The sequence below is a fragment of the Mycobacterium sp. EPa45 genome (assembly GCF_001021385.1).
Classification (GTDB): Bacteria; Actinomycetota; Actinomycetes; order Mycobacteriales; family Mycobacteriaceae; genus Mycobacterium.
Genome location: NZ_CP011773.1, coordinates 2,318,448 through 2,338,984, shown reverse-complemented (window position 1 = coordinate 2,338,984; position 20,537 = coordinate 2,318,448). Strand labels below are relative to the sequence as shown.

Sequence of the window (20,537 nt, the reverse complement as noted above, 5' to 3'; positions counted from 1 at the left end):
CGCTTTGGTTGTCGCTGAACAATTGTTGCTCTTCGGTTAGCACCCCCATCAACGGGGCACATAGCCCAGCAGCGAACCAACATTCGCGCCCGGCTACCGAGGAGATCACCACCGATGACGTCACTGTCTTCACTGGCGCTGGTCGCGATCTTCATCGCGTGTGCTGCCGTCATTTGGGTCGCCGGGGTCAAGCTGTCCCAGACGACCGATGTGTTGTCGCAACGCTGGCATCTCGGTTCGGCACTCGGCGGGGTCATCTTGCTGGCGATCGCGACCAACCTGCCGGAGATCGCCATCACGGCCAGCGCCGCACTGTCTCGTCACGTCGATGTGGCGGTGGGCAACATCCTCGGCGGTATTGCGATCCAGACCGTGGTGCTGGCCGCTCTCGACGGCGCCGGCACGCGCCCACGTAAACCACTGACCTACCTGGCGGCATCGCTGACCCTGGTGCTGGAGGCCGGGCTGGTGGTGGCGCTTCTGGTGATCGTGGTGATGTCCACTCAACTGCCGGGTTCGCTGATCGCCTGGCGGCTGACTCCCGGCGCGGTGCTGATCGTCGTCGTGTGGGCCATCGGGTTGTTCCTGATCCGCCGTGCCGGACATGGACTTCCATGGCACGAAGCCGGTCACGCGCCGGACAGCCAGGACAAGGCGCCCGGGCACTCCACAGTCACCAATGAGAAGACCGCCACGCAGAAAGGCGTCAGCACCGGCCGCGCCGTCGCGGTGTTCACCGCCGCGGCCGGTGCCACGCTGGTCGCCGGTGTTCTCATCGAACGCAGCGGCGAGGAAGTGTTCGGCCGCTGGGGAATGTCGGGGGTACTGTTCGGCGCCACTGTGCTGGCAGCCGCCACCTCGTTGCCCGAGCTGTCGACGGGCTTGGCGTCGACCCGCATGGGCGACTACAAGCTGGCGATGAGCGACATCTTCGGCGGCAACGCATTTCTGCCCGTGCTCTTCCTGCTCGCCACCCTGCTGTCCGGTTCAGCGGTGCTGCCGGCAGCCCATCACACCGACATCTACCTGACCGCTCTGGGCGGCCTGCTCACCGTGGTGTACATGGCGGGACTGATCTTCCGCCCGCAGCGGCAATGGCTGCGGATGGGACTGGATTCCATCGTCGTGGTCGTGCTGTACATCGTCGGCGTGATCGGGTTGGCGTTCATCAGCGGGTAATATCTGCCTAACAGCAATAATTACGCAGCAGCACGGAATGGCCGGCTGCCCCAGCGGGTAAAGCATCGAACATGCAAGCTTTGACAGTGCAGCCCGGCAAAGCCGATTCGCTTGCCGTCGAGGAGATGCAGGAACCCACTGCAGGTCCTGACGAGTTGCGGGTCGCCGGCCTGGCGATCGGGGTGTGCGGAACCGATAGGGAGATCGCTGCCGGCGAATATGGCTGGGCACCGTCCGGGCGTGACCGGCTGGTGCTGGGGCACGAGTCGCTGGGCCGGGTGCTCAGCGCGCCGAAGGGCAGTCACTTCGCCGAAGGCGATCTGGTGGTCGGGGTGGTGCGCCGGCCTGACCCGGTGCCCTGCGGCGCGTGCGCTCACGGTGAGTTCGACATGTGCCGCAACGGTCGGTACACCGAACGAGGTATCAAGGAGATCGACGGATACGGCAGCGAATTCTGGTGTGTGGAAGCCGATTATGCGGTCAAGCTCGAAGATGGTCTTGCCGATGTCGGCATGCTGATGGAGCCGACCACCGTCGTTGCGAAAGCCTGGGAACAGGTGTACCGCATCGGGCAACGAGCCTGGTTCGAGCCGCGCACCGTGCTGGTCACCGGCGCAGGCCCGATCGGGCTGCTGGCCGCAATGCTGGGCGTCCAGCACGGCCTCGAGGTGCATGTGCTCGACCGGGTCACCACCGGGCCCAAACCCGGCATCGTGGATGCCCTGAATGCCACCTATCACCACGACGGTGTCCAGGCTGCGATCGGAAAGATTCGCCCGGACATCGTGATCGAAGCGACCGGGGTGGGTTCACTGGTATTCGACGCGATGACCGTCACCGGCTCCTACGGCATTGTCGCGTTGACCGGGGTGTCCCCGAAGGGCCGCACCCTCACGGTGGATCCGGGCGGCCTCAGTCGCGATATCGTTCTGGAGAACGACGCGGTGGTGGGTTCGGTCAACGCCAACCTGCGCCACTATCAGCAGGCCGCCGAGGCGCTGGGAAAGGCTGACCCGAAGTGGTTGGCCAGCCTGATAACTCGTCGCATACCGCTCAGTGCTGCCACCCAGGCGTTCACCGAGGCCGACGACGACGTGAAGGTCGTCATCACACTCGACGATTCCCGTTAACGCTTGACCGCGGTCACCAGCAGATACTCGGCCGTGTACGCCGTGCGCCCCGGCTCGGTCGATTGGTTCCACGACTCCAGGAACGCCAGGAAGTCCCGGTCCAACGCGGCCAGCTGCTCGGGCCGGTCCTCGTTGAATGCGTAGACGGCGATGGTCGGGCCGTAGTTGCGCTTCCAGTACTCGCGGAATTCCAGCGGCCCGGGGCGGTGCTCCATCAGGATGGTCCGGCGCTGCAGGGTGAGGTCGGCGACGTTGTCGCCGAACAACTCTCGCACATGGTCCTCATCGCCCCACAGGGGCGCCGGAGACGCGCCGGGAGGTGGCGGTGCGGCGTACGGTTTCATCGTCGCGAACAGCTGGCCGATGAAGCCCTGCGGCGTCCAGTTGATCATCGCGATCGTCCCGCCCGGGCGGCACACCCGCACCAGCTCGTCGGCAGCGGCCTGATGGTGCGGCGCGAACATCGCCCCCAGACAGGACAGCACGACGTCGAAGCCGTTGTCGTCGAACGGAAGTGCTTCGGCATCGGCCTCGACCCACTCAAGCTCGACACCGCGGGCGGCGGCGATCCGGCGCCCGGCGTCGAACAACTCGGGCGTGAGGTCACTGGCCGTCACGTTCGCACCTGCCTCGGCGGCGGGGATCGACGCATTGCCGGAGCCGGCGGCTACGTCGAGAACCCGCTGGCCCGGCCGGACGCCCACAGCACTGACCAGCTCCGGCCCCAGTCCGGCGACCAGCTCCGCGGCCACCGACGGATAGTCCCCCGACGCCCACAGCGCCCGGTGCTTGGCCTTGAGCGCGCGATCCGACGAATGGTCCTGTTCTGGTCCAGTATCCATGTCGAGTCTCCTTGGTCTTGACGCGTATTAGGACACACGCCTACGACCCGTGTGGGTATTTCGACAAGATGAGTGGGGTCTAATCCAGAAAGCCGTGAAGCAGGGCCGCTGAGCCGGCGACGTGGGCCTGCATCGCGGCGCCCGCGGCATCGGGATCACCGGCCAGGATTGCCATCACGATGGCCTCGTGTTGTTCGTCGGAGTGCGCAATATTGCGGCGCAGCAACGGAATCTGGTCGAGCAGAGCGTTCAGCCGCATCCGATTCTCGGCCACCAGTGGCACCAGGGACGCGGATCCGGCCGCCTCCGCTATCGCCAGATGAAGGCGGGAGTCCAGCCGCCGATAGTCGTCGGCACAGGCACACCGCACGTCGCTCAACCGCGACCACAGCCCTTCGCGCTCGGCGGCCGTCAACGTTCGGGTCGCGGCCATCCGGGCCGCACCGACTTCGAGGATCTCGCGCAGCCGCAATGCGTCGTCGATGTCGACGCGACGGAACCGCACCACCCCTTCGGTCGGGGCGGGCAGCGACTCGGCCAGGAACGTGCCGCCGTAGCGGCCACGGCGCGACACCAGATAGCCCGCATCGGCCAATGACTTGATCGCCTCCCGAACGGTGTCGCGGCTGACCCCGAGCCGGGTCGCGAGTTCGCGTTCGGGGGGCAGCGAGTCACCCGGTGTCAGCACACCGAGCTTGATGGTCTGCAGCAGCCGGCCCACGGTGTCCTCGAACGCGTTGCCGAGGCGCACCGGCCGCAGCAGTGCCTCATGGGCCTGCTGCGGTTCCGGGTCGGCTACCATGACGACTACAGCGGGGTGACGTAGTGGCCGGTGATGCCGCCGTCGACCAGGAAGCTCGACCCGGTGATGAACGACGAATCGTCACTGGCCAGGAACGCCACCGCGGCGGCCAGCTCCTCCGGCTCGGCGAACCGGCCCATCGGCACGTGCACCAACCGACGCGCCGCGCGCTCGGGGTCCTTGGCGAACAGCTCCCGCAGCAGCGGGGTGTTCACCGGTCCGGGACACAGCGCGTTGACCCGAATTCCCTGACGCGCGTACTGAATTCCGAGTTCACGCGACATGGCCAGCACCCCGCCCTTGGACGCCGTGTAGGAGATCTGCGACGTCGCCGAGCCGTTGACGGCGACGAAAGACGCGGTGTTGATGATGGAGCCCCGCTGCGCGGGCACCATGTGCCGCAGCGCTGCCTTGCAGCAGAAGAACACCGACTTGAGGTTCACGTCCTGCACCCGGTCCCACGCGTCGATGCCGGTGTTCTCGATGAGGTCGTCATCGGGCGGGCTGATACCGGCGTTGTTGAACGCGATGTCGACTCCGCCGTGCAGCTCGAAAGCGGTGTCGAACAACGTGTCCACCGCGACCTGATCGGCGACGTCGACCTGGACGAAAGTCACGTTGAGGTCGTTGGCGACCGACTTGCCGGTGGACTCGTCGAGATCTCCGATGACGACGATCGCGCCCTCGGACCGCATCCGCTTGACGGCCGCCAGTCCGATACCGCTGGCACCGCCGGTGACGACCGCGACCTTGTCCTTGAGTCGCTGGGACAGATCCATCTAGCTCTCCTCTACGGCGAAGAAGACATTCTTGGTTTCGGTGAAGTGCAGCGGTGCGTCCGGCCCGAGTTCGCGACCCAACCCGGATTGCTTGAATCCGCCGAACGGCGTGTTGTACCGGACCGACGAATGCGAATTCACGCTCAGGTTGCCTGCCTCGACCGCGCGCGAGACCCGCACCGCCCGTGACAGATTGTCGGTCCAGATCGAACCGGACAGACCGTATTCGGTGTCGTTGGCCAGCGCGATGGCGTCGGCCTCGTCCTCGAAGGGCAGCACTGTGACGACCGGACCGAAGATCTCCTCGGTGACGGTGCGGTCGGTGCGCTGCGGGGTGAGCACCGTCGGCGGGAACCAGAAGCCTGGCCCGCTGGGCGCCGAGCCGCGGAAGGCGACGTTCGTGTCGTCGGGAACATAGGCGGCCACCGACTCGAAGTGCTTGCGCGACACCAGCGGCCCCATCTCGGTGTCCCGGGCGGCCGGATCACCGACGACCAAACCCTTGACGGCCGGCTCGAGTAGTTCCATGAACTTGTCGAACACGCTGCGCTGCACCAGGATCCGGCTGCGCGCACAGCAGTCCTGCCCGGCGTTGTCGAACACGCCGTAGGGCGCGGTCGCCGCGGCCCTCTTGAGGTCGCAGTCGGCGAAGACGATGTTCGCGCTCTTGCCACCGAGTTCCAGGGTCACCCGTTTGACCTGGTTGGCCGCCCCGGCCATCACCCTGGTACCGACCTCGGTCGAGCCCGTGAAGACGATCTTGCGTATTCCCGGGTGGCTGATGAATCGCTCGCCGACCACCGAGCCGCGGCCGGGCAGCACCTGGAACAAGTCCCGCGGCAGGCCGGCTTCCAGTGCGAGCTCGCCGAGACGCATCGAGGTCAGTGGCGTCCACTCGGCCGGTTTGAGCACCACCGCGTTACCCGCGGCCAACGCGGGCGCGAAGCCCCACGCCGCGATCGGCATCGGGAAGTTCCACGGCGTGATCACCCCGATCACACCCATCGGCTCGTTGAACGTCACATCCAGGCCGCCGGCCACCGGAATTTGCTTGCCCGACAAGCGTTCCGGGGTGGCCGAGTAGAACTGCAGCACATCGCGCACATGCCCGGCTTCCCATTCGGCAGCGCCGATCGGATGCCCGGAGTTGGCGACCTCCAGCGCGGCCAATTCCCCGACGTGGGCGTCGACCGCGGCGGCGAACGCGCGCAACGCGGCGGCTCGCTCGGCGGGTGCCTGCTTGGCCCAGGCCTTCTGCGCCACCGCGGCGCGTGCGACGGCGTCGTCGACCCCGGCGGCATCGGTCAGCTCGACCGTGCGCAACGCCTCCTCGGTCGCCGGATTGACCAGTTCGGTGGTACTCAAAGCCCCGCTCTCTCTGTGGTGTTGGTCCGTGCGGCCTCGACCAGACCGGCGAAGACGCGCAAATCGTCGAGGGTCTCCTCGGGATGCCATTGCACGGCCAGGACGAAATCGTCGCCCGGCAACTCGACGGCCTCGATCACGCCCTCGTCGTCGAGGGCGCTGATCATCAGCCCGTCACCGAGCCGGTCGATCGCCTGATGGTGGTAGCACTGCGCATTCGTGTTGTCCCCGATCAGCCCGGCCAGCCTGCTACCCGCCACCGTCCGGATCGAGGAGGTGGTGAACACCGCGTTGCCCTGCTGATGGCGGGTGTGCCCGACGACATCGGGCAGGTGCTGGTGCAGCGTGCCGCCGAGCGCGACGTTGAGAACCTGTGCGCCGCGGCAGATGCCGAGCACCGGCAGGCGCCGGCGTATCGCGGCGCTCACCAGCGCGAGCTCCCAGGCGTCGCGCACGTTATCCGGCTCATCGGTCGCGGGGTGCGCGTCGTGGCCGTAGGCGGCCGGGTCGACGTCCCTGCCGCCGGTGATGATCAGGCCGTCGATGCGAGCGAGGATCTGATCGACGATGCCGGCGTCCACCGGTTGCGGCGGCAGCAGCGTCGCGATGCCGCCGGCCAGCGTGACACCTTCGATGTAGATGCCCGGCAGGAAGCTGGCGTGCACATCCCAGATGCCGGTCTGGGCCTGCTGCAGGTAGGTGGTGAGGCCGATCACAGGACGCAGCCGGGCCTCGTTGTCAAAGCCGCTCAAAGCCGCGCACCCTTTCCCAGTCAGTCACCGCCGAATTGAAGGCGGCGAGCTCGATTCGGGCGTTGTTCAGATAGTGCTCGACGACCTCGTCGCCAAAGGCCTCGCGGGCCACCGTCGAGCCCTCGAAGAGCGCGGCGGCCTCGGCCAACGTCGTCGGCAACCGCTCGGCGCCGCTGGTGTAGGCGTTGCCCGCCATGGCATCCGGCAGCTCCAGTTCGTTCTCGATGCCGTGCAGGCCGCCCGCGATCAGCGCGGCCACCGCCAGATACTGGTTGACATCACCACCGGGGGCGCGGCACTCCATCCGCATCCCAGACCCGTGTCCCACCACGCGCAACGCGCAGGTGCGGTTGTCCATGCCCCACGCGACCGCGGTCGGAGCGAAGCTGCCGTCGACAAACCGCTTGTACGAGTTGATGTTCGGCGCATAGAACAGCGTCAGCTCACGCAGCGTGGCGAGCTGACCGGCGATGAAACTGCGGAACATCGGCGACATCCCGAGTTCGTCGGAGTCATCAGCAAATACTGCCGAACCCTCCGTCGAGCGGAAAGAGATGTGAATGTGGCAGCTGTTTCCTTCGCGCTCATCGAATTTGGCCATGAATGTCAGACTCTTGCCGTGCTGGTCGGCGATCTCCTTCGCGCCGTTCTTGTAGATCGTGTGGTTGTCGCAGGTGACCAACGCGTCGGCGTACCGGAACCCGATCTCCTGCTGGCCGAGGTTGCATTCGCCCTTGACACCCTCGCAATACATGCCGGCACCGGCCATTCCGAGTCGGATGTCGCGCAGCAGCGGCTCCATCCGGGTCGAGGCCAGCATCGCGTAGTCGATGTTGTAGTCGGTCGCCGGAGTCAGGTTGCGGTAGCCGGACTTCCACGCGTCGCGGTACGTCGTATCGAACACGATGAATTCGAGTTCGGTCGCGGCGATCGCAGTCATGTCGCGTTCTGCGAGCCGGTCGAGCTGCTTGCGCAGGATGCTGCGTGGCGCCTGGCTGACCGGTCGGCCATCGGTCCAGGACAGGTCGGCCATCACCAGCGCGGTGGCCGGCAGCCATGGAATCCGTCGCAGCGTGCCGAAATCCGGCGTCATCACCATGTCGCCGTAGCCCGTTTCCCAGCTTGAGATCGCGTAGCCGTCGACGGTGTTGTTGTCGACGTCCACCGCCAGCAGATAATTGCAGCATTCGGCGCCATGGGCTGCTACGTCGTCGACGAATAATTCCGCCGAGATCCGTTTGCCGGTCAGCCGGCCCTGCATATCGGCAAACGCGACGATCACCGTGTCGATCTCACCGGCGGCCACCAGACTCTCCAGTTCGGCCTGCAGCAACAGACCTGGCCGTCGGCGGCCTGCACCATCAGGCGTCACACGTGCCCCTCTCGATAGCCCGGTTCGGGTTGATTAGACGGAAAGTCAACCATTGGACGTCGCCACGGCGCCGACATCGCCCTCCAGATTTACACGATTGTCACTCCAAAGGTAGGACACCAGACCAATAGCGCTCTATTGTCCCTACTCAGGAGAGCGCCGAGGAGCGCCTCTTCGTCATCACGCCCAGAAGGAGGCACCGTGCCAGAGGGTCATGAATTACTCGACGACGACGAACGCCACCTCGCCAGCCTCGGGTACACCCAGGAGCTGCACCGGTCCTGGTCCGGCTTCAGCAATTTCGCCATCTCTTTCTCGATCATCTCGATCCTGGCCGGCTGCTTCACCTCGTTCGGCCTGGGCTGGAACAACGGCGGGCCGGCGGCCATCGCCTGGGGCTGGCCGATCATCGCGGTCTTCATCCTCCTCATCGGACTCTGCATGTCCGAACTGGTCTCGGCCTTCCCGACATCGGGCGGAATCTATTGGTGGGCAGCCAAACTCGGCGGCCCGAAGGCCGGCTACTACACCGGGTGGCTGAATCTGATCGGCTTGATCGCGATCCTGGCGTCGGTGGCCTACGGATCGGCGACGTTCCTGGACCTGACGCTGGGCACCTTCAGCGAGAGCTGGCTGGCCGGTTACAGCCTGACCAGAACCTTCATCATGTTCTTGGTCATCCTGGTGGTCGTCGCGACGATCAACATCTTTTCCAGTCACCTGCTGGCCGTCATCAACAACATCTCGGTGTGGTGGCACGTCGCCGGCGCGGCGGCCGTGATCTTCATCCTGTTCTTCGTACCCGACCAACACGCCAGCTTCTCCGATGTCTTCGCCACCACGGTCAACAACACCGGCTTCTTCGGCGGTTCGACTTCCGGGTTCGGCTTCCTGCTGTTCGTGCTGCCGATGTCGGCAATCCTGACCCAGTACACGATCACCGGCTACGACGCCTCGGCCCACCTATCCGAGGAGACCAAGAGCGCGGCCGACGGCGCCGCCAAGGGCATCTGGCGATCGATCTTCTACTCAGCGATCGGCGGCTGGATCCTGCTGCTGTCGTTCCTGTTCGCCGTGCAGGATGTCGACGGCGTGACCAAGGGCGGTGGCGCGGTCGCGGTCATCTTCGCCCAGGCGATGAGCTCGAAGTGGGTCGCCCTGGTCCTGCTGATCTCGACGGCGGGCCAGTTGTTCTGCACCACGGCCTGCCAGACCAGCGCGTCGCGCATGCTGTTCGCGTTCAGCCGTGACCGCGCGGTGCCCGGTCATCAGCTCTGGGCCAAGCTCAGCGCCCGCCGGGTGCCGGCGAACGCGGTGATCGTCACGGCGGCCATCGCCGCGATCATCACCCTGCCCGCACTGGTCAAGGTGGATATCAACGGCGCCCCGGTGCCGGTCGCGTTCTTCGCCGTCGTGTCGATCGGCGTGGTCGGTCTCTACCTGTGCTTTGCGGTGCCGATCTACTACCGCTGGCGGGCCGGCGACTCGTTCCCGCTGGGCAAATGGAACCTGCGCGGACACCACAAATGGATGGCGCCGTTGGCGTTGATTGAAATCGTCGTCACCTCCATCATCGCCATGTTCCCGACGTCGATCGGCGGCGCACCGTGGGATGACAGCTTCGAGTGGAAGTACGTGAACTACACCCCGCTGTTGGTGGGCGGCGTGCTGATCCTGCTCTACATCTACTGGCATGCGTCGGTGAAAAATTGGTTCACCGGTCCGGTGCGCCAGATCGACATCACCGGTGAAGAGCTGGAGGGGGTTTCCTAACTGTTCGCAGGAGACCACACCCCAGGCCCTCCGTGAGGCGGGCCCCGCGCCCCTCGTGCCCCAGGCCGAGGGGCGCGGTTTATGTGAGCGGTGTCTCGGCCCGATTAGGACTCGTTCCGCGCGGGTAAATAGGAGGGCCGTTACTCAGCGAAACAGACGGGATGGGTCGGAACCGATGTGTGGAGCAGCGGGCGAGGTCCGCCTCGACAATCAGGCCCCTGATGTGGCCGCGGTGGCCGCCATGGCTGAGACCATGGAATCGCGCGGCCCCGACGGGGCCGGCGTGTGGTCACAGGGCCGGGTCGCGCTCGGCCATCGCCGGCTCAAGATCATCGACCTGTCTCAGGCCGGCGCTCAGCCGATGGTGGACGCCGAGCTAGGGCTGACCATCGCCTGGAACGGCTGCATCTACAACTACGAAGCCCTGCGCGACGAGCTCGCCGGGCACGGCTACCGCTTCTTCTCGCACAGCGACACCGAGGTCTTGCTCAAGGCCTACCACCACTGGGGTGACCGCTTCGTCGACCGGCTATACGGCATGTTTGCGTTCGCGATCACCGAGCGGGACAGCGGGCGCGTTCTGCTGGGCCGCGACCGGCTCGGCATCAAACCGCTGTACATCAGCGAGGACTCCCACCGCATCCGGTTCGCATCGTCGCTGCCCGCCCTGCTGGCCGGCGGTGGCGTCGACACCCGTATCGACCCGATCGCGCTGCACCACTATCTGACCTTCCATTCGGTCGTGCCCGCCCCACGCACCATCCTGTGCGGTGTCCGCAAGCTCTCGCCCGGCACGCTGCTCGCCATCGAGCCCGACGGCAGGCGTCGCGAAACGACCTACTGGGCACCGGATTTCAGCCGCCGAGAAGACCGCTCCGACTGGAGCGAACGCGACTGGGAGGACGCGGTTCTCGACTCGTTGCGTGCTGCCGTGAAGCGCCGCCTGGTCGCCGATGTGCCTGTCGGCTGCCTGCTCTCGGGCGGGGTGGACTCGAGCCTGATCGTCGGGCTGCTCGCCGAGGCCGGCCAGCACGGGCTCTCGACGTTCTCGATCGGATTCGAATCGGTCGGCGGCGTCAAGGGCGACGAGTTCGTCTATTCCGACATCGTGGCCAAGCGGTTCGACACCGACCACCACCAGATCCGCATCGACACCGCCCGCATGTTGCCCGCCCTCGAAGGGGCGATCGGCGCCATGAGCGAGCCGATGGTCTCCCACGACTGCGTGGCGTTCTACCTGCTGAGCCAGGAAGTCGCCAAGCACGTCAAGGTGGTGCAGTCCGGTCAGGGTGCCGACGAGGTGTTCGCCGGCTATCACTGGTATCCCCCGATGGCCGAAGCCGATGCGGCCAGCGTCGACGGCTCGCTGGCGCGCTATCGCGGCGCGTTCTTCGACCGCGACCACGACGGTGTGGCCGAGTTGCTCGCCGATGACCGGCTCAGCGGCCGCGAAGATCCCAGCCTGTCGTTTGTCGCCGAGCACTTCGCCAGGGAAGGCGCGCAGACCGGCGTGGACCGCGCCCTGCGGCTGGACACCACCGTGATGCTGGTCGACGATCCGGTCAAACGCGTCGACAACATGACGATGGCGTGGGGCCTGGAAGGCCGGGTACCGTTCCTCGACCACGAGCTGGTAGAGCTCGCGGCGACCTGCCCACCCGAGCTCAAGACCGCCCACGGCGGCAAGGGCGTCCTGAAAGAGGCTGCCCGCCAAGTCATTCCGGCCGAGGTAATCGACCGCCCCAAGGGTTACTTCCCGGTGCCTGCGCTGACCCACCTGGAAGGGCCATACCTGGAGATGGTCCGCGACGCACTGTATGCACCCGAAGCCAAGGAGCGAGGCCTGTTCCGGCCGGAGGCAGTCGAACGGCTGCTGGCCGATCCCAATGGACGGCTGACCCCGCTGCGCGGCAACGAACTGTGGCAGATCGGGCTCCTCGAGTTGTGGCTGCAGCAGCACGGAATCACCGGGCCGGCCGCATGACCGCGCACACCGAGGCCATCACCATGGGGCTGCACGACGCCTCCCCGCAGGAGCTGGTCCGGGAGATGTCGGACAACACGGTGCTCGAACTGGGCTGGGGCAGGCTGATTTTCGGCCAGACTTTCTCCGACCCCGACAAGCTGGCCGCCGTGCTGCAGCAGGAGGAGCAGGGCCGCCGCGACATCTGCATCTATGCCCGAGAATCGCACGTGCTGGTGGCCAAGTCGCCGGCCGAGCTGTTCATCGACCCCAGCCATACCTACCGGTGGCGCCTGCACCCCGACGACCCCAAGGGGCCCGACCCGATCGGGTTCACCGTGCGCCCGCTGCGCGATCAGGCCGAAGCCGACGAGATGAACCGGGTGTATGTACGCTGCGGGATGGTTCCCGCCCCGACCGAACTGATCTGGAACAACCACCTGCACTGCGACGCGGTCGAGTATCTGGTCGCGGTCCGCGACGACGACGGATCGGTGGTCGGCACGGTCACCGGCGTGGACCACAAACGGCTGTTCAACGACCCCGAAGGCGGCTCGAGTCTGTGGACGCTGGCCGTCGACCCGACCGCCAGCCTGCCCGGGATCGGCGCGTCGCTCACCCGCACGCTGGCGGCCGTCTTCCGCGAGCGCGACCGCGCGTACATGGACCTGTCGGTGGCCTACGACAACGAGGCCGCGATCGCGCTGTATGAGAAGCTCGGCTTCCAGCGCGTCCCGGTGCTCGCCGTCAAACGGAAGAACGCGATCAACGAGCCGCTGTTCACCCCGCACTCGGAAACCGTCGACGACCTCAACCCGTACGCCCGCATCATCGCCGACGAAGCCATGCGGCGCGGTATCCACATCGAGGTGCTCGACGCCGAAACCGGTGAGATGCGGTTGTCGTACGGCGGGCGCAGTGTGGTGACACGGGAGTCGCTGAGCGAATACACCTCAGCCGTGGCGATGAGCCGCTGCGACGACAAACGGCTGACCCGTCGCATCGTCTCCGAGGCAGGCATCGTCGTGCCCAAAGGCAGACTCGCCACCTTCGATTCCGAGGACCACGCGTTCCTGGCGGAGGTCGGCGACGTCGTCGTCAAACCGACGCGTGGCGAACAGGGCAAGGGCATCACCGTCGGAGTGGACAGCGCCGAGGAGTTGGACGCCGCATTGACCCGGGCCCGGGTGCAACACCCGGAGGTACTGATAGAACAACGCGCTCCCGGCGACGATCTGCGGCTGGTGGTGATCGACGGCAAGGTCGTCGCGGCTGCGCTGCGGAAACCGGCCGCCATTGTCGGCACCGGCAAGCACACCATCCGCGAACTGATCGAGACCCAGAGCCGCCGCCGCGCCGCGGCCACCGGTGGCGAGTCCCGCATCCCCCTCGACGAGGTCACCGAGGCGACGGTGGCTGAGGCGGGCTGGTCGTTCGACGATGTTCTGCCCGAAGGCGAGCGGTTGCGCGTGCGCAAGACCGCAAACCTGCACCAGGGCGGCACGATTCACGACGTGACGGCGATTGTGCACCCCGAGTTGTGCCGGGTGGCCGTGGTCGCCGCCGAGGCCATCGGTATCCCGGTCACCGGTATCGATCTCCTGGTGCCCGACGTGACCCGTGCCGAGTATGTGTTCGTCGAAGCCAACGAACGTCCCGGGCTGGCCAATCACGAGCCGCAGCCGACCGCACAGGCTTTCGTCGATTTCCTGTTCCCCGGACAGCCAGGCCTACCGCAGGCCTGGACCCCGGAGGAGCCGCCGCGCTGAGTTCACCAGGTGCTGGTGCGCAACACGATCTCTGCGGCCAGCTGCGCGGTGGATTCCGCGGCATTACGCCGGCCGGTGAATTCCACCAGGCGATAGTCGCTATAGACGTAGCGCTGGCTGGCCCTGGCCATTGCCCGGGCAGCGGGCGTGCTGACCAGCGCGGTGGTGTTGATCTCCACCGGCGGGCAGTCCTCATCGCGGACGACGCCGTTCTGGTCGGGAACCCGCGGATGCCCGCGGTCGATCACGACCAGACCGGTGAACCGGTCGAGGCGGGTAGCGGCGAGCTCCCAGGCGAGCTCGGCACCGGCGCGATCTCCCACCAGGATTCCCCAGCGGACGTCGAGCGCGTCGAGGATGCCGACCACCGCTTTGGGATGTAGCCGAGGGTCGGCGCCGATGACAACCGTGCGGACCGATGCCGTGTGCAAACGCTGACAGACGCCGTCGTAGGCAGCCGGTGCATGCTGGGCAGCACCGAGCAGAACGACGTAGGGGCCCTTCTCCGGGCCGGTCACACTGACCGGAACGGGGAACCCATCGACAGTCACCATTGTCGAAGGCATTTCGCCACGTTACTGCGAAAGTGGCGTTCCCGAGGCAGTTTCCGCAGGGTTCCTCTCCTACTCAGGTCGCGCGACGGATCTTTACAGACTGTTTGGCAAACACATCCAAGAATGTCTGCGGCAGTGACGCTTTGGCATCGATCCTGGGATCAGGTGTGGGAAAAGCGATTCCGAAAACCCCGTATCTGCCCACATTCTGGAACGCCATGTAAACACTACTGGCCGAACCCATCAGCTGCATCGTTTGCTGATACGCCAACGCGTCATCACTCAAGCCGGGAAGTTCGGTGGTGGTGATCGCGATGCCCTTGCTCCTGGTGTCGAAGTAGGTCTCGAACTCCGCGCAGCGGGTTGCTGCCGCCTCGAGCTTGTCCATGTCCAGGGGCGAGGACAGCACTGTCATCACGATCCGTGCACCGTTGTATGCCGCCGCGTACTTCGCCGCGCTGCCCGGCCCACGTTCGGCCGAGTCGGCGATGACGTTGGTCAGCGCGTTGGCGCAGCCCTCGGGGCGGGAGCGCATCGACGGCGGACTGCCGAAGTTGTCAGGTTGGCCGCGCTGCTCGACGATGCGGTCGTACTGCACCCCCGGCGGAAAGTCACCCGCCGCCAGCGCGGCCCGTTCCAGGGTGGCACCCGGCCACGTCGCGGTGCCGGAGACCGTCGAGCCGCAGCCGGCCAGCAAAACGGCGGCCGCCGCTGCGACCGCTCCACGTACCCGACCCGACATGGTTCAAGGCTACCGATGCAATCGGGTGCTCACCGTGGGCCGCACCGGAGCTCCGCTGTTGATCAGCGAAAACAGCGCGTCGACATCGAGGTGCTCAGCCAGCAGGTCGGCCATCACGTCGAGCTGGGCGTCCCGGCGGGCGGGCACACGGGTGTCGTTCGCAACCTCGAAGCCGGACCGGCCGGCGGCAGCGGCAGCGGTAGCGAGCCAGTCGCGCCGGAACTCGTCGTTGTCCAGTAGGCCGTGCCAGTGGGTGCCGAACACCGATCCGCGGACGTAGCCTCCGACGGTGCCGTCGGCGTAAAACCAACCGTCCTCGCCGCACCGCGTCACGCGGCCGTGATGGATTTCGTAGCCACTCAACGGACTCTGCCAGTGCCGCAGCACCTTCTCCGGCGCGAAGTCGATGTCGGCGTCGAGCAGTCCCAGCCCGTCGACATCGCCCGCGCTGGTCTCGACGGTGTCCCCGATGCGCCGGCCCAGCATCTGGAAACCGCCGCAGATGCCCAACACCGGACGGCCCGAGTGCGCATGCGAAGTGATGGCGCCGGCCAGCCCCCGCTCGCGTAGCCAGCCCAGGTCCGAAACGGTGGCCTTGCTGCCCGGGATCACGACGACGTCGGCGTCGGCCAGCTCGGCGGCCTCACTCGCCCACCGGACCAGCACCCCCGGTTCGCAGGCCAGCGCCTCGACATCGGTGGAGTTCGAGATGCGCGGCAGACGGATCGCCGCCACGCGCAGCCACTGCTCACCGAGCGGCGGCGCCGGAACACCGACGACGTGGCCGGCCACCACCGACACCGAGTCCTCGGCGTCCAGCCACAGTTCGTCGCTGTAGGGGACGATGCCGTAGGTGGGTCTGCCGGTGAGTTCGGCGAGCTGGTCGAGCCCCGGCGCCAGCAGCGCGGGGTCGCCACGGAACTTGTTGACGATGAAGCCCGCGATCAGCGCCTGGTCTTGCGGTGACAGCACGGCGACAGTGCCGAACAGGTGGGCCAGCAGGCCACCACGGTCGATGTCGCCGACGACCACGACGGGCAGGTTGGCCGCACGCGCCAGGCCCATGTTGGCCAGATCGGTTGCCCGTAGGTTGATTTCGGCAGGCGATCCAGCGCCTTCGCAGAGCACGACGTCGAATTCGGCTCGCAGCGATGCCAATTCGTCGGCGACCACACCGGCTAGACGGTCGCGGTGCTCGATGTAGTCGGCCGCCCCGACCGTGCCGACGGGGTGACCCCTGACGATCAGCTGCGACGTGCGGTCGCTACCGGGTTTGAGCAGCACCGGGTTGAACCGGGTGCTTGGCGCCAGGCCCGCCGCGCGCGCCTGCATGCCTTGGGCCCGGCCGATCTCGCCGCCGTCGACCGTGACCACCGAGTTGTTGCTCATGTTCTGCGCCTTGAACGGTGCGACGCGAATTCCCTTGCGCGCCAACAACCGGCACAAACCGGCGACGACCATCGACTTGCCGGCATCGGAGGTGGTGCCGGCAATCAGCAGCGCGCCGCCGGTCACGTTCGGGCGCCGAGCGTGCGGTTTCGTACGCGACACGCCGCGCATGGCGTATCGGAACGCACACTCGCCATGACTAGGGCGCCAGCGTCAGGATTTCCGCGCCATCCTCGGTGACGACCAGCGTGTGCTCGAATTGTGCGGTCCACTTGCGGTCCTTGGTGGCCACCGTCCAGCCGTCGTCCCAGATCTCGTAGTCCAGGGCACCGAGGTTGATCATCGGCTCGATGGTGAACGTCATGCCCGGCTGGAGCACGGTCTCGACGTCGGGCTGGTCGTAGTGCAACACCACCAGACCGTTGTGGAAGGTGGTGCCGATGCCGTGACCGGTGAAATCGCGAACCACGTTGTAGCCGAACCGGTTTGCGTACGCCTCGATGACCCGGCCGACGACCGACAATGCGCGGCCGGGCTTGACGGCCTTGATGGCGCGCATCGTCGCCTCGTGGGTGCGTTCGACCAGCAGGCGGTGCTCCTCGCTGACATCCCCGGCCAGGAACGTGGCATTGGTGTCGCCGTGCACGCCGTTGATGTAGGCGGTCACGTCGATGTTGACGATGTCGCCATCCTCGACGACGGTCGAGTCCGGGATACCGTGGCAGATGATCTCGTTCAGCGATGTGCAGCACGACTTCGGAAAACCCTTGTAGTGCAACGTCGAGGGATAGGCACCGTGATCGATCATGTAGTCGTGGGCGATGCGATCGAGCTCGTCGGTGGTCACCCCCGGCGCGACCGCTTTACCGGCTTCGGCCAGCGCCCCGGCGGCGATCCGCCCGGCGATGCGCATCTTCTCGATGACCTCGGGTGTCTGGACCCACGGCTCGCTGCCTTCGGCGACCGTCGACTTGCCGACGTATTCAGGCCGCTCGATCGCCTTGGGGACCGGCAATTCCGGTGAGACCACTCCGGGCCGGAGTGCAGTACGTACGGGCATGTTGTCAGCCTAATGGCGACGCAGCAGCGGCCGCTTGGGACCGCGGACGTTGACCGAACCCATGACCACCCGCCCGGTGAGCACCACGTGCGGAGTGCCCTCAGCGGGAGGTTCCCTACGGCGGTCGCGGGCACTACCGGCGTAAATCGTGATGTCGTCGATGGATGCGCTGGCGCCTTCCGGCAACCGCAGATCCAACGAGCCGCGCACCAGGTCGAGCTCGATCACGACGACGGGTCCGGCGAACCGGGCGTTGGTCAGGTCGAGGTCGACCGAGCCCATCCGGCGTACCAGCGCCAGCCGGGTCGGCACGGTCCACTCCCCGTGCCGTCTCAGTGAGCCCATCCAGCCACGCAGTTCCACCCGGTCGGCGGCCGAGGTGACGATGGCACCCGGGCCGGGCAGGTCGTCGACCAATGCGTTCAGATCAGAGTGCATCCGCGCCGCCGACACCTGCGCCGAGCGCTCCTCGAATTCGCCGATATCGATGAGCCCAAGCGCGACGGCGTTGTGTAGCCGACGCAGCGTTCCGTTGCGGTCAGCGTCGGAAACCCGCAGCCCAGGGGTGTGCTCGATTCCAGTCATGGCCATTCCACGGTACCTGTTTTGGCTCGGTTAGCCTGGGCCGATGAGTGCGCTGCCGCGCCGAACGATCCTGATCGGGGCCGCCGTCGCGCCGATCGCCGCCTGCAACTTCAACACCGGCGAGCTCATCGCGCCGCCGACGATCGCGGCGCCGGGCCAGGTGTTGGCCGCAACCGCGGACATCCCGGTCGGATCGGGCAAGGTCGTCGGCGACACCGTCGTCACCCAGCCGACAGCCGGGGTTTTCGATTCGTTCGTCGCCCGCTGCACCCACGCCGGCTGCACGTTGTCGTCGGTGACAGACGGCACACTCGATTGCCCGTGCCACGGCAGCCGATTCGGTCTGGACGGTGCGGTCCTGCGCGGTCCCGCGGTCACGCCACTGACTCCGGTGGCGGTCAAGGTCGACGGCGGCAACGTCGTGGCGAGCTGAGTCAGCGGAATCATTTTTGACGGAAGAGATAAATCCCGCGCCAGGCTCCTCCACGGGGACTACGTTTCGTCCATAGCGACCACACAACTCACTCGGAGGTAGTCATGGGTCGATATGCCTCAACCACCAGAACCAAATTCGCCACCGCCACCGCGGTCAGCGCGCTGGCCGTCGGTGTATTGGCCACCACCGGCCTGGGCTCAGCCCCACCGGCCGGCGCCACCTGCGCCTCGTTCTTCGGCTTCGGCAACACCCCAAACTGCACCAGCGGCCCGACCAGCATTGCCATCGCGATCGGCAACGGCGCGACGGCGTTCGCCGCTGATGGATGGTTGTCCACCGCCCTCTCGTTCGGTACCAACGCGTTCGCCATAACGGGCCAGCCGGGGACCACCACTGCACTCTCCTTCGCCACGGCGATTGGTGACAACTCAATCGCGCAGGCCCTCGGGATCATCGGAATGGCAACCCAGCTGGGTCCGAATGGGGAAGCCGTCACGGTCGGGGCACCGACCCTGTCCAACCTCGGTCTCAACGTCGCCCTGAACATCTCGCTGGGGTCCACAGTCCCTGTCGGCAGCTTTGTCGAGGCTTACGGTCTGGGCAACATCGCCGTCAACCTGTTCGGCAACGGGACCACGGCCCAGGGCCACTACGCCGTCGCTGTCGGTAACTTCACGACCGCCATGAACCTCTTCGGGACGGACAACAAGACCTATGCGGGCTTTCCGGGCGGCGGCACCTTGAGCCTGGCATTCGCCGACTTCGGCAGCGGCAACACCGTGCATGCCGGCGCCGGGCCGCTGGCGATCGCCGGTTCGATCGGTCAGACCGGGCAGACCGTCATCAAAGAGGGCCCCGGCTTCAACATCAACGGCGTCGTCGTGGCCGGCGGGGCCGCCGCGGTCGACCCAACCAGCACCGCCGCCGCCGGATCCGCTCGGCCGGCCAAGCCGGCCGCCCGATCGGGTCGGCCAGCCAGCGCGACGGGCAACAAAACTCCGGCATCAGCCCGCAGCACCGGCAGCAGCAAGACCGGCAGCAGCAAGAGAGGATAACGACGGTCGCCATCGGCCATCACCTCCCGGCGCGACGTCTCCGCCGGATGACTCAGAGCCGGGCCGCGGCGCCGGTGAGCACGTCCTGTGCACCCAGCCAGGTGTCGCGGACGATGTCGGCGACCGGCAGGACCTGCCCGATTCGTGACGAGACCTGGCCGGTGTTGGCGACACTGGCTTCCATGTCGCCCTCGAAGTAGAGCTCGGTGACGCCGCTGATAAGCGGCGCGGTGGCCCCCTCGGTCGACACCCGGCGGGCCAGGCCGACATGCAACACCCGCATCGTGGGATTGCCGGGCAGGTCGAGCAGAATCGTCCCGGCATCGTCGGCGGCGACGATGGCGTCCTTGAAGTTGGCGTGCACAGCCGCTTCGCGGCTGGCCAGCATGCGGGTGCCCATCTGGACACCCTCGGCTCCCAGCACCACGGCCGCCGCAGCCGACCTGGCGTCGCAGATTCCACCGGCAGCGATCAGGGGAAGGTCGATTTGTTCGGCGATCAGCGGCAGCAGTACCAAGGTGGACGCGCCGAGCGCCGACTTGAAACCGCCGCCCTCGACGCCTTCGACCACCAGCGCATCGACTCCCGCGTCGACGGCTTTGCGGGCCCCCTTCAGCGAACCCACCACGTGCACCACCGTCATCCCCGCGTCGTGCAGCCGCTCGGTGAACAAGGCTGGGTCGCCTGCGGACGTGAAGACGTGCCGGATATCGGCTTCAGCCAACACCTCGACGATCGACGGGTCTCGCTTCCAGCCCTGGATCATCAGGTTGGCGCCCACCGGACGGTCGGTGAGATCACGCACCCGGAACAGATCGGCGCGCCCCTGCGGGGTGAGGGTCTCGATGACACCGAGTCCCCCGGCCTCGGACACCGCGGCGGCGAGTGAAGCCCGCGCGATGTAGGTCATCGGCGCCTGAACCACGGGGTAGGTGACCCCGAGCAAATTCTGAATCCGGTTGGTCACGCCTCATTCAAACACCCGGACTC

At 66.7% G+C, this 20,537-nt stretch carries 19 protein-coding genes; 7 read left to right on the top strand and 12 right to left on the bottom strand.

Annotation, left to right across the window (positions count from 1 at the left end):
- The first annotated feature begins 114 nt into the window (after window positions 1–114).
- Both AB431_RS11100 and AB431_RS11095 read left to right on the top strand, forming a co-directional pair.
- Window positions 115–1,179: a sodium:calcium antiporter gene (locus AB431_RS11100; protein WP_047329963.1), complete on the top strand. Its 1,065-nt coding sequence runs from the start codon at window positions 115–117 to the stop codon at window positions 1,177–1,179.
- 71 nt (window positions 1,180–1,250) lie between these two features.
- Complete coding sequence (locus AB431_RS11095) at window positions 1,251–2,309, top strand: glucose 1-dehydrogenase (RefSeq protein WP_047329962.1); 1,059 nt, start codon at window positions 1,251–1,253, stop codon at window positions 2,307–2,309.
- On the opposite strand, the gene AB431_RS11090 is transcribed toward AB431_RS11095, so the two are convergent.
- The 6 genes from AB431_RS11090 to AB431_RS11065 form a co-directional block, all read right to left on the bottom strand.
- Complete coding sequence (locus tag AB431_RS11090; protein WP_047329961.1) at window positions 2,306–3,151, bottom strand: class I SAM-dependent methyltransferase; 846 nt, start codon at window positions 3,149–3,151, stop codon at window positions 2,306–2,308. The two genes, AB431_RS11095 and AB431_RS11090, sit on opposite strands and share 4 nt — an antisense overlap.
- Window positions 3,152–3,230: 79 nt before the next feature.
- Entirely contained in the window at window positions 3,231–3,953 is a 723-nt protein-coding gene (locus AB431_RS11085; RefSeq protein ID WP_047329960.1) for a FadR/GntR family transcriptional regulator, read from the bottom strand.
- A gap of 5 nt (window positions 3,954–3,958) precedes the next feature.
- Complete coding sequence (locus AB431_RS11080) at window positions 3,959–4,732, bottom strand: 3-oxoacyl-ACP reductase (protein WP_047329959.1); 774 nt, start codon at window positions 4,730–4,732, stop codon at window positions 3,959–3,961.
- Complete coding sequence (locus tag AB431_RS11075) at window positions 4,733–6,097, bottom strand: aldehyde dehydrogenase (protein WP_047329958.1); 1,365 nt, start codon at window positions 6,095–6,097, stop codon at window positions 4,733–4,735. It lies immediately after the preceding gene.
- The gene (locus AB431_RS11070; RefSeq protein WP_047329957.1) at window positions 6,094–6,849 is read right to left on the bottom strand and encodes a gamma-glutamyl-gamma-aminobutyrate hydrolase family protein; all 756 of its coding nucleotides are present in this window, start codon (window positions 6,847–6,849) and stop codon (window positions 6,094–6,096) included. The genes AB431_RS11075 and AB431_RS11070 overlap by 4 nt, the downstream gene beginning before the upstream one ends.
- Window positions 6,836–8,185: a glutamine synthetase family protein gene (locus AB431_RS11065; protein WP_235435918.1), complete on the bottom strand. Its 1,350-nt coding sequence runs from the start codon at window positions 8,183–8,185 to the stop codon at window positions 6,836–6,838. The genes AB431_RS11070 and AB431_RS11065 overlap by 14 nt, the downstream gene beginning before the upstream one ends.
- A 237-nt stretch (window positions 8,186–8,422) precedes the next feature.
- On the opposite strand from AB431_RS11065, the gene AB431_RS11060 reads away from it, so the two are divergent.
- From AB431_RS11060 to ngg, 3 genes are all read left to right on the top strand, one after another.
- The gene (locus tag AB431_RS11060; RefSeq protein WP_047329955.1) at window positions 8,423–9,994 is read left to right on the top strand and encodes an amino acid permease; all 1,572 of its coding nucleotides are present in this window, start codon (window positions 8,423–8,425) and stop codon (window positions 9,992–9,994) included.
- Window positions 9,995–10,169: 175 nt separating this feature from the next.
- Window positions 10,170–11,978, top strand: coding sequence for an N-acetylglutaminylglutamine amidotransferase (locus AB431_RS11055; protein ID WP_047329954.1), 1,809 nt, complete (start codon window positions 10,170–10,172; stop codon window positions 11,976–11,978).
- A complete protein-coding gene (gene ngg, locus AB431_RS11050; RefSeq protein WP_047329953.1) occupies window positions 11,975–13,726 on the top strand; it encodes an N-acetylglutaminylglutamine synthetase in 1,752 nt (583 codons plus the stop codon). The genes AB431_RS11055 and ngg overlap by 4 nt, the downstream gene beginning before the upstream one ends.
- A 2-nt stretch (window positions 13,727–13,728) precedes the next feature.
- On the opposite strand, the gene AB431_RS11045 is transcribed toward ngg, so the two are convergent.
- The 5 genes from AB431_RS11045 to AB431_RS11025 form a co-directional block, all read right to left on the bottom strand.
- Window positions 13,729–14,292 carry an alpha/beta fold hydrolase gene (locus AB431_RS11045; protein ID WP_047329952.1) on the bottom strand — a complete coding sequence of 188 codons (564 nt, stop codon included), beginning with the start codon at window positions 14,290–14,292 and terminating at the stop codon, window positions 13,729–13,731.
- A 61-nt stretch (window positions 14,293–14,353) separates the two neighbouring features.
- Window positions 14,354–15,022: a hypothetical protein gene (locus AB431_RS11040; protein WP_047329951.1), complete on the bottom strand. Its 669-nt coding sequence runs from the start codon at window positions 15,020–15,022 to the stop codon at window positions 14,354–14,356.
- A 9-nt stretch (window positions 15,023–15,031) separates the two neighbouring features.
- The gene (locus AB431_RS11035) at window positions 15,032–16,537 is read right to left on the bottom strand and encodes a cobyric acid synthase (RefSeq protein WP_047333309.1); all 1,506 of its coding nucleotides are present in this window, start codon (window positions 16,535–16,537) and stop codon (window positions 15,032–15,034) included.
- Between the two features lie 73 nt (window positions 16,538–16,610).
- Window positions 16,611–17,471 carry a type I methionyl aminopeptidase gene (gene map, locus AB431_RS11030; protein ID WP_047329950.1) on the bottom strand — a complete coding sequence of 287 codons (861 nt, stop codon included), beginning with the start codon at window positions 17,469–17,471 and terminating at the stop codon, window positions 16,611–16,613.
- A gap of 9 nt (window positions 17,472–17,480) precedes the next feature.
- Window positions 17,481–18,056 (bottom strand): DUF1707 domain-containing protein, encoded by a 576-nt coding sequence (locus tag AB431_RS11025; RefSeq protein ID WP_144418236.1) that lies wholly within the window; start codon window positions 18,054–18,056, stop codon window positions 17,481–17,483.
- A gap of 43 nt (window positions 18,057–18,099) precedes the next feature.
- Here AB431_RS11025 and AB431_RS11020 point away from each other — a divergent pair, with 43 nt between their 5' ends.
- Together AB431_RS11020 and AB431_RS11015 are read left to right on the top strand one after the other, a co-directional pair.
- Window positions 18,100–18,489, top strand: a complete 390-nt coding sequence (locus AB431_RS11020; RefSeq protein WP_047329948.1) for a ubiquinol-cytochrome c reductase iron-sulfur subunit — start codon at window positions 18,100–18,102, stop codon at window positions 18,487–18,489.
- Window positions 18,490–18,593: 104 nt separating this feature from the next.
- The gene (locus AB431_RS11015; protein ID WP_047329947.1) at window positions 18,594–19,547 is read left to right on the top strand and encodes a hypothetical protein; all 954 of its coding nucleotides are present in this window, start codon (window positions 18,594–18,596) and stop codon (window positions 19,545–19,547) included.
- A gap of 52 nt (window positions 19,548–19,599) precedes the next feature.
- Here AB431_RS11015 and AB431_RS11010 read toward each other — a convergent pair whose 3' ends face one another.
- Window positions 19,600–20,514 carry a nitronate monooxygenase family protein gene (locus AB431_RS11010; RefSeq protein WP_047329946.1) on the bottom strand — a complete coding sequence of 305 codons (915 nt, stop codon included), beginning with the start codon at window positions 20,512–20,514 and terminating at the stop codon, window positions 19,600–19,602.
- Window positions 20,515–20,537: the final 23 nt, after the last annotated feature.